General features: G+C 69.2%; 13 protein-coding genes. 6 read left to right on the top strand and 7 right to left on the bottom strand.

All coding sequences use genetic code 11. The features are described 5' to 3' along the window. The first annotated feature begins 53 nt into the window (after positions 1-53). Together ACT53R_RS04785 and ACT53R_RS04780 are read left to right on the top strand one after the other, a co-directional pair. Positions 54-1151, top strand: a complete 1098-nt coding sequence (locus ACT53R_RS04785) for a hypothetical protein (protein ID WP_476170693.1) — start codon at positions 54-56, stop codon at positions 1149-1151. Positions 1152-1246: 95 nt separating this feature from the next. Further along, positions 1247-2293, top strand: coding sequence for a hypothetical protein (locus ACT53R_RS04780; protein WP_476170692.1), 1047 nt, complete (start codon positions 1247-1249; stop codon positions 2291-2293). A gap of 76 nt (positions 2294-2369) precedes the next feature. Here ACT53R_RS04780 and ACT53R_RS04775 read toward each other — a convergent pair whose 3' ends face one another. The 3 genes from ACT53R_RS04775 to ACT53R_RS04765 form a co-directional block, all read right to left on the bottom strand. Next, positions 2370-3308 (bottom strand): electron transfer flavoprotein subunit alpha/FixB family protein, encoded by a 939-nt coding sequence (locus ACT53R_RS04775; RefSeq protein ID WP_476170691.1) that lies wholly within the window; start codon positions 3306-3308, stop codon positions 2370-2372. Positions 3309-3464: 156 nt separating this feature from the next. Next, a complete protein-coding gene (locus ACT53R_RS04770) occupies positions 3465-4211 on the bottom strand; it encodes an electron transfer flavoprotein subunit beta/FixA family protein (RefSeq protein WP_476170690.1) in 747 nt (248 codons plus the stop codon). Between the two features lie 151 nt (positions 4212-4362). Then, positions 4363-5949 carry a GMC family oxidoreductase gene (locus tag ACT53R_RS04765; protein WP_476170689.1) on the bottom strand — a complete coding sequence of 529 codons (1587 nt, stop codon included), beginning with the start codon at positions 5947-5949 and terminating at the stop codon, positions 4363-4365. 118 nt (positions 5950-6067) lie between these two features. Here ACT53R_RS04765 and ACT53R_RS04760 point away from each other — a divergent pair, with 118 nt between their 5' ends. Together ACT53R_RS04760 and ACT53R_RS04755 are read left to right on the top strand one after the other, a co-directional pair. After that, a complete protein-coding gene (locus ACT53R_RS04760) occupies positions 6068-7552 on the top strand; it encodes an NTP/NDP exchange transporter (RefSeq protein WP_476170688.1) in 1485 nt (494 codons plus the stop codon). A gap of 22 nt (positions 7553-7574) precedes the next feature. Further along, entirely contained in the window at positions 7575-7928 is a 354-nt protein-coding gene (locus ACT53R_RS04755) for a DUF1304 domain-containing protein (RefSeq protein WP_476170687.1), read from the top strand. A 350-nt stretch (positions 7929-8278) separates the two neighbouring features. On the opposite strand, the gene ACT53R_RS04750 is transcribed toward ACT53R_RS04755, so the two are convergent. The 4 genes from ACT53R_RS04750 to ACT53R_RS04735 form a co-directional block, all read right to left on the bottom strand. Then, positions 8279-8701: a hypothetical protein gene (locus ACT53R_RS04750; protein WP_476170686.1), complete on the bottom strand. Its 423-nt coding sequence runs from the start codon at positions 8699-8701 to the stop codon at positions 8279-8281. Further along, positions 8671-9147: a hotdog fold domain-containing protein gene (locus ACT53R_RS04745; protein ID WP_476170685.1), complete on the bottom strand. Its 477-nt coding sequence runs from the start codon at positions 9145-9147 to the stop codon at positions 8671-8673. The genes ACT53R_RS04750 and ACT53R_RS04745 overlap by 31 nt, the downstream gene beginning before the upstream one ends. A gap of 22 nt (positions 9148-9169) precedes the next feature. Next, complete coding sequence (locus ACT53R_RS04740; protein ID WP_476170684.1) at positions 9170-9550, bottom strand: hypothetical protein; 381 nt, start codon at positions 9548-9550, stop codon at positions 9170-9172. A gap of 119 nt (positions 9551-9669) precedes the next feature. Further along, complete coding sequence (locus ACT53R_RS04735; protein ID WP_476170683.1) at positions 9670-12144, bottom strand: acyl-CoA dehydrogenase; 2475 nt, start codon at positions 12142-12144, stop codon at positions 9670-9672. A gap of 227 nt (positions 12145-12371) precedes the next feature. On the opposite strand from ACT53R_RS04735, the gene ACT53R_RS04730 reads away from it, so the two are divergent. Further along, on the top strand, positions 12372-12968 hold the full coding sequence (locus ACT53R_RS04730) for a TetR/AcrR family transcriptional regulator (RefSeq protein WP_476170682.1): 597 nt from the start codon (positions 12372-12374) through the stop codon (positions 12966-12968). 51 nt (positions 12969-13019) lie between these two features. Next, on the top strand, positions 13020-14810 hold the full coding sequence (locus ACT53R_RS04725; RefSeq protein ID WP_476170681.1) for a phosphoenolpyruvate carboxykinase (GTP): 1791 nt from the start codon (positions 13020-13022) through the stop codon (positions 14808-14810). Positions 14811-14871: the final 61 nt, after the last annotated feature.

Raw genomic sequence — 14871 nt, 5'->3', positions numbered from 1 at the left:
ATCTCGTAAAAGTCCTTGTCTTCCCTGTTTTCCCCGTCTTCCCGGAGGTCGTCATGAAGCATCCGTCCGGCGCGAGCGCCGCGATCCTCGCCGCGGTCGTCGCCGTTTCTTCCGCCATGCCCGCAGCCGCGGCCGCGCCCGTCTCCGCGGTGGACGCAACGCGCACGGGACCGCTCACACCCGCCGAACGCGGCGCGCTGACCCGCGCCTACGTGCAGAAGTGGGGCGGCTATGTGCAGAAGGTCTACCGGGTACCGGTCGGCGTCTGGGCGCAGCGCATGGTGCCGACCTTCGTGCATGCGGATGCGGACAACTTCCGCAAGGCGCTGGCGCGCACGACGTACGAAGGCGCATCGGCGACGCTGAGCGGTGTCGGCGGCCGCCTGTCCGACGCCGACGTGATCGACACCATGGCCCGCGCCAGCCTCGCGCCCGCTGGCGTGCGCCCGCAGCTGCTGACGAAGGTGCTGGGCTCGGCGGCGTCGGATCTGGTCTACACCCCGGTCACGCCCTGCCGCATCCTCGACACCCGCGTCGCCGGCGGCACGCTGGCCGCCGGCTTCAGCCGCGACTTCAACGCGGTGGTCGGGTCGGGCGGCAACTTCAGCAGTCAGGGCGGCAGCGCGACCGACTGCGGCGTGGTCGCCGCGGGGCAGGCGGCGGTGGTGATCAACCTGACCGCGGTCACGCCGAACGGCGCGGGCTTCGCGACGGCGTATCCCTTCGGCACGACGCGGCCGCTCGCGTCCAGCGTGAACTACACCGCCGGCGCGATCGTCAACAATTCGATCGTGGTGAAGCTGCCCACGCCGCTCACGACGAAGGACTTCACGGTCTACACCTTCGCCTCGTCGGACTTCGTCGCCGACATCGTCGGCACCTACGCCCCGCCGGCGGCGACCGCGCTGGAGTGCACCCGCCAGTTCGGCAGTTTCGTCAGCGTGCCGGCCAACACCTACGGCTTCGGCGTGTCCGCGACCTGCCCGACCGGCTACACCACCACCAGCCTCGGCATCGAGGCCGCGGCGAACGTCGTGATGGCGGACTCGTCGCTCAACAATAGCGGCGGCACGGTCTTCACCTACAACCTCGGCTCCACCGCGCAGTCCACCCGTGCCTGGGTGCAGTGCTGCCGCGTGCCCGGCCGCTGAGTGTTTCTTCTCGCGCGAACGAAAAAGAGCCGGGGTTTCCCCGGCTCTTTTTTTCATCCGGCACTACGGCCGGGGGCGCGGCGATAGGATGCGGCGTGGACGGTGTGTCCACGTCGAAACGAGTGAACGCCATGGAAAGGAAGAAGATTCGTTCGTGCTTGTTGCTGGCAGGCCTGATGTCGGCGTGCGCTGCCGGGGCTGCGTCGGCCGGGGACGTTGCACTCTCGCCGGCGCAGCGCGGTGTGCTGGCGGGTGATTTCGTGCGGAAGTGGGGCGCGTACGTCGAACGCGTCCATGCGGTGCAGGTCGCCGACTGGGCGATGCGGATGGTGCCGACCTTCGTGCATGCGGAACCGGAACGTTTCCGGCATGCGCTGGTGGCATCGACGTTCGATGCAGCGCTCGCCGATCTCGATCGCGGCCTGCCGCGGCCTTCAGGTGGCACGAAACCGGCGAAGGTCCTGGGCGCGGGTGGTGCCGATCTGGTCTACACGCCGCTGACGCCCTGCCGGATCGTCGATACCCGCGTGGCGGGAGGCCCGATCGCCGCCGGGCAGAGCCGCGCGTTCAACGCGAGCGCCGCTGCCGGCGGCGGTTATGCCGCGCAGGGCGGCAGCGCCGGGGATTGCGGGTCGCTGACGTCCAACCTTGCCGGCGCCGTCGTGCTCAACGTCACCTCGGTCGGGCCTTCCATCGCCGGCTACGCCACGGTCTATCCCTACGGAGACCCGCGACCGGCCACCGCGAGCGTGAACTACGGTGCCGGTGGCATCGTCAACAACACCGTGGTGACGCGTATCCCCAGTCCGCCGCAGAACAAGGATTTCAGCCTCTATTCGCTGGCGACGTCCGACTACGTGATCGACATCGTGGGGTATTACGCGGCGCCGGTGGCGACGGTGCTGGACACCACGATCGCGCAGGCGACCAAGAGCATCGCTGCGGGCAGCGATGGCTTCGTGTCGGTTCCCGTGTGCCCCAACGGGTATGCGAAGACGGGCGTGTACTGTGCCGGTGCTGGTTTCCTGCCTAACACTTACCTTCAGGAAGTGGGGCCTGCCAACTGCGCATTCCACAATGGATCGAATCAGGCGGAAACCTTCATTGCCTACGTGCAGTGCGCACGCGTGCCCGGACGCTGATCGCTTCCGCCATCGCCAACGAAAAAGAGCCGGGTTTCCCCGGCTCTTTTTCCGTCTGCGCGACGCTGGCGAGCGGTCAGACCGCCGCCTGCAGCTCCGGCAGGATCTGGAACAGATCGCCGACCAGGCCGATGTCGGCGATCTCGAAGATCGGCGCGTCGCCGTCCTTGTTGATCGCGACGATCGTGCCGGCGTCCTTGATGCCGGTGAGGTGCTGGATCGCGCCGCTGATGCCGACGGCGATGTACAGCTCCGGCGCGATGATCTTGCCGGTCTGGCCGACCTGCAGTTCGTTCGGCACGTAGCCGGCGTCGACCGCGGCGCGCGAGGCGCCCACGGCGGCACCGAGCTTGTCGGCGAGGTCGTAGACGATCCTGAAGTTCTCGGCCGAGCCCACGCCGCGGCCGCCGGAGACCACCTTCGACGCGCTCTGCAGGTCCGGGCGATCCGACTTGCCGGCGGCCAGGGCGACGAAGCGGGTGTGCGTCGGCAGCGCGGCGTCGACCGACGCGGCCTCGATGGTGGCGCTGCCGCCGCGGGCGGTTTCCGGCCACGACGCCGTGCGCACGGTGGCGACGACGGTCTGGTCGGCCGGGGCCTCGACGGTGACGATGGCGTTGCCGGCGTAGATCGGGCGCTTGAACACGTGCGCGCCGTCGACGGCCATCACGTCCGACACCTGCGACACGCCCAGCAGCGCGGCGACGCAGGGCATCAGGTCCTTGCCGAAGGTGGTGCTGGGACCGAACACGTGGGTGTAGCCGGCGGCGACCTGCGCGATCTGCGGCGCCAGCACCTGGGCGATGGCGTGGGCGTTCGCGGCGTTGGCGACCGTGATCACCTTCGCGACGCCGGTGATCTGCGCGGCCTGCGCGGCGACGGCGGCCGGATCTGCGGCCAGCACGACGATGTCGATGGCGGCCGGGTTCATGGCCTGCGCGGCGGTGACGCAGCGCGCGGTGGCGCCGTTGAGCTTGCCGTCGAGGTGTTCGGCGACGATGAGAACCTTGGACATTGCGTTGTTCCTCGTAGGGCGGGCCCTGGCCCGCCGTTGCGGAAATTCGGTTTGCGTCGAGCGTGCCGTGACGCGTGCGGATCGAAGAGGACTCGATCATCGCAACCTTCGTCCGAAGCGTTGCGATGGCGGGCCGGGGCCCGCCCTACGCCTGCATCACAGCAGACCCTTCGCCTTCAGCGCCGCGACCAGTTCGGCCGCGTCCTTCACCATCACGCCCTTGCTGCGCTTCGCGGGCGGTGCGTAGTGCGTGGTCTTGAGGGTGTCGCCCGAGGCAACGCCGAGGTCGGCCAACTGCAGCGTTTCCAGCGGCTTGCTCTTGGCCTTCATGATGTCCGGCAGCTTGATGAAGCGCGGCTCGTTCAGGCGCAGGTCGCTGGTGACGACGGCGGGCAGGTCGACTTCCAGCGTTTCGAGGCCGGCGTCGACTTCGCGCACCACCGTGGCCTTGCCGTCGGCGATGTCGAGCTTGCCGGCGAAGGTCGCCTGCGGGCGGCCCCACAGCGTGGCCAGCATCTGGCCGGTCTGGTTGGCGTCGTCGTCGATCGCCTGCTTGCCGAGGATCACGAGGTCCGGCTGTTCCTTCTCGACCAGCTTCAGCAGCGCGCGCGCGGCGGTCAGCGGCTGGATCGCCTGGTCGGTGACGACGTGGATGGCGCGGTTGGCGCCCATCGCCAGGCCGTTGCGCAGGTGCGGCTGGGCGTCGGCCGGGGCGATCGTGGCGACCACGACCTCGGTGGCGATGCCCTTGTCGCGCAGGCGCAGCGCTTCTTCCAGCGCGATGTCGTCGAAGGGATTGGGCGAGAGCTTGACGCCGTCGGTGACGACGCCCGAACCGTCCGGTTTGACCTGGATGCGGACGTTGTAGTCCACCACGCGCTTGTAGCCGACGAGGATCTTCATCGAGCGGGAGTCCTTGAATTCGGGAAGGCTTGGATCGAAAGGGGCTGGAGCGGAAAGAGAGGCCCGGGAGACGGAAAACCCCGGGCGAAGACCGGCAATTTTAGCGGTTCGGGGCGGGCGTCGCGACCTCGCGACGCCCGGTCCCGGGACGTCAGGCGGCCCGGCCGAGGATCAGGTCGGCGGCGCGCTCGGCGATCATGATCGTCGGCGCGTTGGTGTTGCCGCCGATCAGCGTCGGCATCACCGAGGCGTCGACCACGCGCAGGCCGTCCACGCCGCGGACCCGCAGCTGCGGGTCGACCACGGCGCCGGCGTCGCTGCCCATGCGGCAGGTGCCGATCGGGTGGTAGACGGTTTCGGCCTTGGCGCGGATGAACTCGATCAGGCCGGCGTCGTCGAGGTCGGTGCTGGCGGGGAAGATCGGCTTGCCGCGGAAGGCGTCGAACGCCTTCTGGGCGAGGATCGTGCGCGAGAGCTTCGCGCACTCGACCATCATCCTCAGGTCGAAGCCGTCCTCGTCGCCGAGGTAGTTGGCGCGGATGCGCGGCTTGTCGCCGGCGCGGTTGCTGCCGAGCGTGATCCGGCCGCGGCTGCGCGGGCGCAGGAAGCAGGCGTGCAGGGTGTAGCCGTCGCCGGGCAGGCGGCGGCGGCCGTGGTCGTCCAGCATCGCCGGCACGAAATGGAACTGGATGTCGGCGCGGTCGTCCGGCGCCAGCGGCGAGCGCGCGAAGCCGCCGGCTTCGGCGACGTTGCTGCTGCCCGGGCCGCGGTGGCCGCGCAGGTAGTAGTCGAAGGCGATCTTCACGTCGCCCACGCGGTCGTAGGTCACCCGCTGGGTCGAATGGAACAGCGTGCAGATGTCGAGGTGGTCCTGCAGGTTGCCGCCGACGCCGTCGAGGTCGGCCACCACGTCGATGCCCAGCTTGCGCAGATCGTCGGCCGGGCCGATGCCCGAGAGCATCAGCAACTGCGGCGAGTTGATCGCGCCGCCGCAGACCAGCACTTCGCGTGCGGCCGGCTGGTGCAGGCCCTGGCCGCCCATGGCGTAGGTGACGCCGTTGGCGCGGCGGCCGTCGAAGGTGATCCGGCTGACCTGCGCGCCGGTGTGCACGGTCAGGTTCGGGCGATTGCGGACCGGGTTGAGGTAGGCGACCGCCGAGGAGCACCGCGCGCCGTCGCGCTGCGTGACCTGGTAGAAGCCGACGCCCTGCTGCTCGGGGCCGTTGAAGTCGCGGTTGAGCGGCAGGCCGGCCTGCTGCGAGGCGTCGAGGAACACCTGCGACAGCGGGTTGGTGTAGCGCAGGTCGGAGACGCTCAGCGGGCCGTCGCCGCCGTGCAGCGCGTCGGCGCCGCGGGTGTTGCCTTCGGACTTGCGGAAGTAGGGCAGGACGTTGTCCCAGTGCCAGCCGGTGGCGCCCTGCGCGGCCCAGTCGTCGTAATCGGCGGGTACGCCGCGGATGTAGCACATCGCGTTGATCGAGCTGGAACCGCCGAGCACCTTGCCGCGCGGCCACCACAGCGTGCGATGGTTGAGATGGGGCTCGGCGAGCGTGTCGTAATCCCAGTTCACGCCCTTCTGGTTCACCAGCTTGGCGATGCCGGCGGGCATGTGGATGAAGGGGTGCCAGTCGCGCGGTCCGGCTTCCAGCAGCAGCACCTTGACGTTCGGGTCCTCGCTGAGCCGATGGGCGAGCACGCAGCCCGCCGAGCCGGCGCCGATGATGATGTAGTCGAACACGCGCCACCCCTGAAAACGTATGCGGGCGACACTATGCCCGCCCTCTAGAGCAAATGCTCGGCGGAAAAGGCGCCTGCGAGGCCGCCGCGACGCGCCCCGGGGCGGGCTGGCGGTGCCCGTGTCCATCCGCTACCGTGCGCGCTGGATCCACGACCGCCCGGGCCACGCCATGACCGTCGACGACAAGAGCGGCCATCCGATCGGCCATCCGGACGGACGCCGCGTGCAGGCGGGCGAGCGTCGTGCGGTCGCCTGGTCGTTCCTCTACTTCTTCAGCATCCTGTCCGCGTACTACATGTTGCGCCCGGTGCGCGAGCAATTGTCCGGTGCGGTCGGGTCCACCCAGTTGCCGTGGTTCTATGCGGCGACGTTCCTCGCGACCCTCACCCTCACGCCGGTGTTCGCCTGGCTGATCGGCCGCTACCCGCGCCGGATCGTGGTCCCCGGGGTGTATCTCTTCTTCATCGCCTGCCTGATGGGCTTCGTGCCGCTGTTCACCCACGAGGGCCTGCTCACGCCGCGCGCGCTGGGCACGGTGTTCTTCGTGTGGGTCAGCGTGTTCAACCTGTTCGTGGTCGCGGTGTTCTGGAGCTTCATGGCCGACATCTGGAGCGACCGGCAGGCGCGCCGGCTGTTCCCGGTCATTGGCCTGGGCGGCGCGTTCGGGGCGATCTTCGGCCCGGCGATGGCGTCGCTGCTGGTCGGCGCGATCGGCGTGCCGCCGCTGCTGGTCGTGGCCTCGGCCCTGCTGGGCGTGGCGATGCTCTGCGCCTGGTGGCTGGGACGCTGGTCGTCCGCGCACGGCCATCGCGCGGAGGACCCCGGTCACGACGCGCCGGTCGGTGGCGGCATGTTCGACGGCCTGCGCCAGGTGTTCGCCGATCCCTTCACACGCGGCATGGCGCTGATGCTGCTGCTTGGCGACGCCATCGGCACGATCAACTACGCGCTGGTCGCCGATTTCTCCGGCCAGACCTTCCACGACGCCGCGGAACGCACGCGGTTCTTCGCCAACCTCGACCTGCTGACCAACGGCCTGCAGATCGTCGTGCAGGCTACGCTGACCCGCTGGCTGCTGGCCCGCCACGGCGCCGCGCCGGTGATCGTGATGAAGGAAGCGGCGACCGTGCTGGTGCTGCTGCTGGTCTGCATCGCCGTCGATCCGAATGCGCCCGTGACCGGCATCGCCGCGGCCGAGGCCGCGGCGCGCTTCGGCGGCGGCGAGGGCCTGGTGCTGTCGTTCCTGCAGGGGTTGATGCAGACCGCGGTCGCGATGCCATGGGTCGGACTGGCGATGGTGGTCAGCCGCGGCCTCGCCTACGGCATGGTCGGCCCCGCGCGCGAGAGTCTGTTCGCGATGGCGCCGCGCAGCCAGCGCTACAAGGGCAAGAACGCCGTCGACACCGCGGTGTGGCGCTTCGGCGACCTCAGCGTGGCGCTGGGCATGAACGCGCTGCGCAAGCTGCACGTCGTCGTCGCCGGTTTCGCCGGCATCGCCGCGCTGGCGTCGATCACCTCGGGCGTCGTCGGCTGGCGCCTGGCCAAACGCATCGAACGCGAATCGGCCGAAGCCGAGGCGCTGCCGGCCGCACCCGCGGCCTGACCTTCCCAAGGAGAATCACAGGATGTCGTTCCTCGCTCCGTCGCTGATCGTGCTGGTCGGCCTGCTGCACGTGTACTTCCTCGTCCTCGAGATGTTCCTGTGGACGAAACCGCTGGGCCTGAAGACCTTCCGCAACACGCCGGAGAAGGCCGAGACCACCCGCGTGCTGGCCGCGAACCAGGGCCTGTACAACGGCTTCCTCGCCGCCGGCCTGTTCTGGGCCGCCGCCTCGGGCCGGCAGGACATCGCGCTGTTCTTCCTCGGCTGCGTGGTGGTCGCGGCGCTGTACGGTGCGTACAGCGTGAGCAAGCGCATCTTCTACGTGCAGGGCGTGCCGGCGATCGCGGCGATCGCGGCGGTGATGTTGGCGGGTTGATTCGATACCGCGCTGCTCTGCCCTTTGATGGCGCAGTCTCCAGGAAAGAACTGCTGCGCCGCTTCTGATTTCGCTCGCTGCCGCGAGCGAGTCACCTTTCTTTGCTTGTGCAAAGAAAGGGTGACCCAAAGAAAGCACACCCCGTCGGTCGCGCCCGACGCTGTGCGTCGGGTGCACGGTCTTCGCGGGGTTTTTCGACAGCACATCCCTGTGCTGATCGAAAAACGCGCGGCCTCCTGCCGCGCGCCCTTCGGGCCTGATCCGCGAAGCCCGTCGCGACCAGGGGCCCGACAGTCAAGGTCAAGATCGAGTCGCGGTGAACGCCGAGGATCTCGATGTGATGGCTTGCATCAATCCAGCAACGGCCACGCGAACAGCGCCGCACCCAACGCGAACACGACGCTGAGTGCGTGCACCAGCGGGTGGTGCACGCGCAGGAACACGGCCTGCTGGAGCAGGCGCACGATCCAGAAGCCCGACATGCCGGCGAGCACGGCGTGGCCCAGTGGCGTGCCGCGCAATTCGGCAGGGAACCACAGGCACAGCGCGGCGATGCCGAGGAACACCCAGATCAGCTGGACGTTGGCGATCTGCAGGATCGCGCGGTTCGCGAACGTGGTCTCGCGCAGCGTCGCCGGCCAGCGGAACAGGCGCCAGAACGCCATGTGGAACAGCGCCAGCGCGAGGCTGTGCGCGGCACAGAGCACGAGGACGAGATCGGCGGCCACGCGGGCGTCCGCGCTCAGCCGCGCGGCGGCTTCGGCGACAGCCACATCGCGATCGTCGCCCTGAAAACGATGTCGCCGGCCGGGTCGTGCACGTCGACGACCACCGGCAGTTCGTAGCCTGCGTCGGCGACGACCACCGGGATCGCCGGCGTCGCCACGCCGCGCATCGTGCCGACGGCCTTCTTGCGGTATTCGACGGTCATGCCCTTGGGGATCCAGCGCATGCCGGCGGGCAGGCTGGCCTCGGTCATCATCCCGCCGGCCAGTTCGGCGAGGTTGCACAGCGCGATGGCATGCACGGTGCCGAGGTGGTTGGTCACGGCGCGGCGATGGCGCAGCGTCGCCTCGCAGCGGCCGGGTTCGAGTACGGTGATCCGCGGCCGGATGCTGGCGAAGTAGGGCGCCTTGAAGCAGATGGCGCGCGAGAACAGCCACTGGCCGGCGGGCCAGCGGCGCATGCGGTCGTAGAGGGCGAGGGTCTTGTTGGCCATGGCGTGTCCGTTGGTGGCGGAGTCAGGCGAGCAGGGCGAGGAGGCCGGCGGCGCCGAGGCCGATCCAGCCGGGATGGCGGCCGCGGGTGGCGACGAGCACGAGCGCGGCGCTGCCGAGCGCGGCGCATTCGAACGCGCGGATCGCGAAGGCGTCGATCGGTTGCCCGGGCGCGGTGGCAAGGCGCCAGAGGATCGCCGCCAGCGCCCAGCCGAACACGCTGGCGATGTGCCAGCTCGCCCACAGGATGCGGATGTGGCGGCCGCGCAGCGGCGGGGCGTTGTCGGTGGGCAGCCAGCCGGCGCTGCGCACGTGGCGGAAGATCAGGAACTCGCCGATCACCGAATGCGCCACGCCGACGCAGGCGAAGACGATCGCGGCAGCCGAGAGCAGGGACGCGGACATGCGGACCTCGCGGAAGGAGGGCGGATGCGAAGGGCGTGCGGGTGCGCAAACCCCGGAGACGCGAACGGCGGGGAAACCCCGCCGTTCGTGTGGTTATGCTGTCGTCGCGCAGGTGCCGATCAGGCGGCGGCGCGGTGCGCCTTCGGCGCGGTCTCGTCGACGTAGCCGGCCGAACGCAGTTCCCACGACTCGAAGTCGTCGACCATGATCGTGTCCAGGGTCAGCTCGCGCAGTTCTTCCAACTGCTTGCGCTCGTCGGCGGTGATCCAGCCCTCGCGCACGCCCTCGTCGAGCTGGGCGGGGAATTCCAGCGCCTCGATGTCGCTGTTCTTCAGCGCCTTGAGGAACTTGCGCTCCACCGGCTCGGCCAGGATCACCTTCGCCAGGTAGCTGTTCACGCGCGCCGCCGGATTGTTCTCGCACGGTTCGAGGAACAGGTCGGCGCCGAGGCGGTCGCGCGCTTCGCACGGCGTCATCAGCAGGCTGGCGGCGCGGTGGCCCAGACGGTCGCTCGGCGCTTCGGCGCGGCGGCCCCACGGGAAGATCACCGCCCACAGCAGCCAGCCGACCGGACGGATCGGGAAGTTGCGCAGCGCGCCGGACAGGGCGAGTTCGATCTTGTGGATCGCGTCGTGGAAGGCCCACGCCAGCAGCGGATGGTCCGCGACCGGGCGGCCCTGGTCCTCGTAGCGCTTCAGCATCGCGCTGGCGATGTACAGCTGGCTGAGCACGTCGCCGAGGCGGCCCGACAGCGATTCCTTGAACTTCAGCTTGCCGCCGAGCAGGAGCATCGAGGTGTCGGCCATCACCGCCAGCGCCGCCGAGTAGCGGTTGAGCTTGCGGTAGCAGCGGCGGGTGTATTCGCCGCCCGGCGCGGTGCCGATGCGGGTGCCGGTGAAGCCGAACCACCAGGCGCGCACGGCGTTGGAGATGGCGTAGCTGATGTGGCCGAACAGCGCGGTGTCGAACTGGGCGATGCGCTCCTTCGGATTCTCGATCTGGGTCGCCTTCATCTCCTTCATCACCCACGGATGGCAGAGGATGGCGCCCTGGCCGAAGATCATCAGGCTGCGGGTCATGATGTTGGCGCCTTCGACCGTGATCGCGATCGGCACCGACTGCCAGTTGCGGCCGGCGTAGTTGCGCGGGCCGAGGATGATGCCCTTGCCGCCGTGCACGTCCATCACGTCGCGGGCCACTTCACGACCCATCTCGGTGCAGTGGTACTTGGCGATGGTCGAGGGCACCGCGGGGTTCTCGCCGCGGGCGACCGCGGCCGCCGTGGCTTCGGACAGCGCGCTGCAGGCGTAGGCGCGGCCGCCGATGCGGGCCAGCGCTTCCTCCACGCCCTCGAAGCGGCCGACCGACAGGCCGAACTGCTTGCGGATGCGGGCGTAGGCGCCGGTGACCAGCGCGCCCATCTTGGCGCCGCCGCTGGCGGTGGACGGCAGGGTGATGGAGCGGCCGATCGACAGGCATTCCATCAGCATGCGCCAGCCCTGGCCGGCGTATTCCTCGCCGCCGATCAGCTGGCTCAGCGGCACGAACACGTCCTTGCCCTTGATCGGGCCGTTCTGGAACGGCGAGTTCAGCGGGAAGTGGCGGCGGCCGATCTCCAGGCCCGCGGTGTCACGCGGCACCAGCGCCAGCGAGATGCCGATGTCCTTCTTGTCGCCGAGTAGGCCGTCGGGGTCGTACATGCGGAAGGCGACACCGATGAGCGTCGCGACCGGCGCCAGCGTGATGTAGCGCTTGTTGAGCGTCAGGCGGATGCCGACGACCTTCGCGCCGTTCCACTCGCCCTCGCAGACGATGCCGTAGTCGGGGATGGACGTGGCGTCGGAGCCGGCGAACGGGCCGGTCAGCGCGAAGCACGGCACTTCACGGCCGTCGGCCAGACGCGGCAGGTAATGGCGCTTCTGCTCGTCGGTGCCGTAGTGCATCAGCAGCTCGGCCGGGCCGAGCGAATTCGGCACGCCGACGGTGGAGCTGACCACGCTGGAGACCGGCGCCAGCTTCTGGATGACCTTGTGGTTCATCAGCGCCGAGAAGCCGAGGCCGCCGTATTCCTTCGGGATGTTCAGACCGAAGAACTTGTTCTGCTTGATGTAATCCCACAGCTCCGGCGGCAGGTCGGCGCGGACGTGGGTGATCTCCCAGTCGTTGACCCGGCGGCACAGCTCGGCGCACGGGCCGTCGAGGAAGGCGCGTTCCTCGTCGCTCAGCTCGGGCTTGGGCAGCGACAGCAGCTTGTCCCAGTCCGGCTTGCCGGAGAACAGTTCGCCCTCGAAGCCGACCGTGCCCGACTCCAGCGCGGTGCGCTCGGTGTCGGACAGCGGGGGCAGCAGCTTGGTGTAGAAGGTCAGCAGCGGCGAGGTGATCAGCGCCTTGCGCACCGGCGGGATCAGCATCGGCAGGGCGACCAGCGCAGTCAGCGCGGAGGCGACCAGCGTGGCGGTGTGGTTCGCACCCAGCAGCCAGCACCCGACCAGCAGGGTGGCGGCGATCGCGGCCCAGACCGCCATGCGCAGGCGGTGGTACGCGCAGAACGCGGTGGTCAGCAACAGGGCGAGGAAGGGCAGGACGAGACTCATGGCAACTCCGGCGGACATCGGCGCGACGGGGAGGCGGGTGCGACGCAGCGTCGCGGCCCGGACGGCGGCGGCTCCGGCACGGCGTTGCCGGCGATCCGCTTCCATACGCCAAAGTATGGACATGCGATTTCGCCGCTGTCAATGTGCCGTGAAACCACGGAAATCCGGTTTGCAATCGTAGTCACACGATACTTTTGCGAACGCTTCCGTATGGTTACACTGGTGTCATGAACGAACCCGTCCTGAAGACCGAACGCAACGGCCGCCTGAGTGCGGAAGACTGGGCGCAGGCCGCCCTCGACCTGATCGCCGAACAGGGCGTCGCGGCGGTGGCGGTCGAACCGCTGGCGCGCCGGCTCGGCGTGACCAAGGGCAGTTTCTACTGGCATTTCCCGTCGCGCGACGCGCTGCTGTCGGCCGCGCTGGAACGCTGGGAAGCGGTCGAACAGGAAACGGTGTTCGGGCAACTGGAAGCGGTGAACGACCCGCGCCAGCGCCTGCGCGCGCTGTTCCAGCTGGTCGCGCACGAAGTGAAGGCGCACAAGATCTACAGCGAACTGCTGAAGGCGTTCGATCACCCCGCGGTCGGCCCCGTGATCGGCCGCGTGTCGCAGCGTCGCCTCGACTATCTGTCCGCATCGTTCCGCCAGGCAGGCCTGCAGCGTACCGACGCGCAGCACCGCGCGCGCCTGGCCTACGCGGCGTACGTCGGTTTCCTGCAGCTGAGCCTGCAACTGCATCCGCGCTTGGCCCACGACGAATTCGAGGGCTACGTCGAACACATGATGACCACGCTCATCCCGCCGGGCGCCCTCACGCGCTGAGCGCCGCGTCCGTCGTCACCGCATCCCGTTTCCTTCCTGCCGAGTGTTCGCATGAATGCCTTTGCTGTCCCGCTGCACCCGCCCACCACGCTCGAAGCCCTGCAACGCTGGGTCGAGGACGTGGCGCGGCTGACCCGTCCCGATGCCGTGCACTGGTGCGACGGCAGCGATGCCGAACACGCCGCGCTGATCGCGAAGATGGAAGCCGACGGCACGCTGATCCGTCTGAACGAGACGACGAATCCGGGCAGTTGGCTGCATCGCTCGCATCCGGACGACGTCGCCCGCGTCGAACACCTGACCTTCGTCTGTACCACCGAGGCCGAGGACGCCGGCCCCAACAACCACTGGATGGCGCCGGCCGAGGCGCACGCGAAGATGGACGCGCTGTTCGACGGCTGCATGCGCGGCCGCACGATGTACGTGATCCCGTACTGCATGGGCCCGATCGATTCGCCGCTGTCGCGCTGCGGCGTGGAGATCACCGACTCGCCGTACGTGGTCGCGAACATGCGCATCATGACCCGCATGGGTGCGCCGGCGCTGGCGCGGATCGAACGCGAAGGCACGTTCGTCAAAGGTCTGCACTCGATCGGCGAACTCGACCCCGAGCGGCGTTTCATCATGCATTTCCCCGAGGAACTGACGATCAAGTCGTTCGGTTCCGGCTACGGCGGCAACGCGCTGCTCGGCAAGAAATGCCACGCGCTGCGCATCGCCTCGCACCAGGCGCGCAACGAAGGCTGGCTGGCCGAGCACATGTTGATCCTCGGCGTCGAGAACCCGCAGGGCGAGACGCGTTACATCGCCGCCGCGTTCCCGTCGGCCTGCGGCAAGACCAATCTCGCCATGCTGATCCCGCCGGAAGGCTATCGCGAGGCCGGCTGGAAGATCTGGACCATCGGCGACGACATCTGCTGGATGCGTCCCGGCGCCGACGGCCGCCTGTACGCGATCAATCCGGAAGCCGGCTTCTTCGGCGTCGCGCCCGGCACGTCGAGCAAGTCCAACCCGAATGCGCTGGCGACGATCCGCAGCAACACGATCTTCACCAACGTCGGCATGACCGCGGACGGGCAGCCGTGGTGGGAGGGGCTGGACGGCGGCGTGCCCGCCTTTGATTGGCGCGGTCGTGACTACGATTGCAGTCGCGCCGCGGAGCTGGGCCCGGCCGCGCACCCCAACGCCCGCTTCACCGTGAGCGCGTCGCAGTGCCCGTCGTATTCGGTGCACGCCGAGGATGCCGGCGGCGTGCCGATCAGCGCGATCGTGTTCGGCGGCCGCCGCGCGTCGCTGGTGCCGCTGGTGTTCGAGGCCCGCGACTGGACGCACGGCGTGCTGGTCGGCGCCGCGATGGGCTCGGAAACCACCGCCGCCGCCACCGGCGCGGTCGGCGTGATGCGTCGCGACCCGATGGCGATGAAGCCGTTCTGCGGCTACAACTTCGCCGACTATTTCGCGCACTGGCTGACCTTCAACCGCGACGGTGCGAAGCTGCCGAAGATCTTCCACGTCAACTGGTTCCGCAAGGGCGCCGACGGCAAGTTCCTGTGGCCGGGCTTCGGCGACAACCTGCGCGTGCTGGAGTGGATGCTGCGCCGCGCGGACGGCGAGGTCGGTGCGGTGGAAACGCCGATCGGTGCGCTGCCGCGGACCGAGGACCTGAACCTCGACGGTGTCAGCCTGACCGACGAGGCCCGCGCGCTGCTGTTCGGCTTCGATCGCGACGACTGGCGGGCCGAGTTCGACTCCATCGGTGCCTTCCTCGACGAGTACGGCCCGCGCATGCCGCAGGCCCTGCGCGACGAGCAGGCGCGCATCCGCGCCGCGCTCGAAGGCTGATCGGCCGCATCGCCCGGCCGCCGTCGGCGGCCGGGGGCGAGGGCAGGGGCTGGCCGGTACA

The sequence above is a fragment of the Lysobacter sp. DMC104 genome, from assembly GCF_056313665.1.
This window is presented reverse-complemented; position numbering and strand designations above follow the sequence as displayed.